Genomic DNA, 1536 nt, shown 5'->3' on the forward strand with positions numbered 1-1536 from the left:
GGACGGACGCTGAATCGTCGCGTCGAGGTGGAGTTTTGGTACGACGATCCTCTCCAGGAGTTGCCGGACGAGCCGGAACTCTGTCCCGGCGATGTCGGCGAGGAAATGGTGACCAAGGTCTACGATCCCCCCTGGGGCAGCATCCCGACGCTCGAGCTCGCGAACGGTCAGCCGATCATTCCGCCCGGCTACGCGGCGAATCTACATCGCGCGCTGACGGACGTCGTGGACCGGACCAACGCGCGACTGCGGTTTATCGGTTACACGAAGAACGAGCGCCTCGACCGCCGCACCGCCTCCGTGTATGGCGACGACATCGGCCTTTCCGCGGCGCGGGCCCGCCGCACCATGGACATCGTCAAGCAGGATCCGCTGTTGTCGAGTGCCCGGTCCGAGCACGAGGGACGCGGCTACGTCCAGTCCGACGACGTCGTGAACGCCGGCTTCATCCAGGGCGAAGAGTCGTTCGTGCGCGTGCAGGTCGTGTATGACGAACCGGCGCCGCTCGACGATTACGAGGGCGTGGACATCACGCCGATCACCCGGGAACTCCGTCCGAAGAGCCCCTACGAGCTCAACGTGATGCGCATCACCGTGGACGGCAAGCCGATCGACGACCCGGGCCGCAGCGCGGCCGATGTCCAGCGCTGCACCGACGTCGCCCTCGACGACGCCAGGGTCCAGTTCCGCTTCGACAACCTCGAGTCGCGGCGGCGGCTCAGCGTTGCCGCGCATCCAGCCGCCGTGGCGGTGAGCCACCTGGGCGACGGTCCTGTCGCATCGCTCGTGCGTTTCCGGATGTACAACAACTACTCGAGCTTCATCGAGCGCGCCGAAATCCGGATCTTCGAGCAGCAGCAGTCATTACAGGCCATGCCGCTCGAGATCATCGCGGTCGATGACGCGGGCCTGGCGGAGTGGCAGCCGGCTGCAGAAAGTCCCGGGGGCCCGGTACGCGAGCTCAAGTACCTGCTGCGCGCCTATGACTCGAAGGGCAACTTCGACGAAACGGATGCGCGGCCGTTGTGGCTGTACCGCGAGCCGTCGGCTGGAGAGGTCGTGACACCCGGCCTCCGGCAGTCGGCGGATGATGCGGAGGCCGCGGCTGCCGTGGCCGCGCCACCGCGCGAGCTGCTCGCCGCCTACGGCGAGAGCGACCTGGCGCACCACCAGATTCCGGTAGACGGCGGCACGGTGAAGGTGCAGGGCAGCGGCATACCGGCGGACCACACGGTCTGGGTGGCGGGCCGCCAGGTTCCGGTCGACCCGCAGGGCAACTTCGCCGCGGAGGAGATCCTGTCGGCCGGCGCGCATACGGTCGAAGTCGCCGTGCTCGACGATGCGGGCAACGGCTCGCTCTATCTTCGCGACCTGGAGTTCAAGCGCACGGACCTGTTCTACGTCGGCATCGCCGAGGTCACGCTGTCCGAGAACCGAGCGAGCGGGCCGCTAGACCTGCTGCAGGGCGAGAATGCGCCGCAGCCCTACGATTCGTCGATGGATGGCCGGCTGGCGTTCTACGTCAACGGCAAGGTC

1 protein-coding gene is annotated in these 1536 nt (G+C 67.3%); it reads left to right on the forward strand.

Going from position 1 to position 1536, the window contains the following annotated elements:
• On the forward strand, nucleotides 1-1536 hold a 1536-nt coding region (locus ABFS34_16790; protein MEN8377083.1), incomplete at both ends, for a flagellar motor protein MotB.

The organism is Gemmatimonadota bacterium, assembly GCA_039715185.1.
Taxonomy (GTDB): Bacteria; Gemmatimonadota; Gemmatimonadetes; order Longimicrobiales; family RSA9; genus DATHRK01.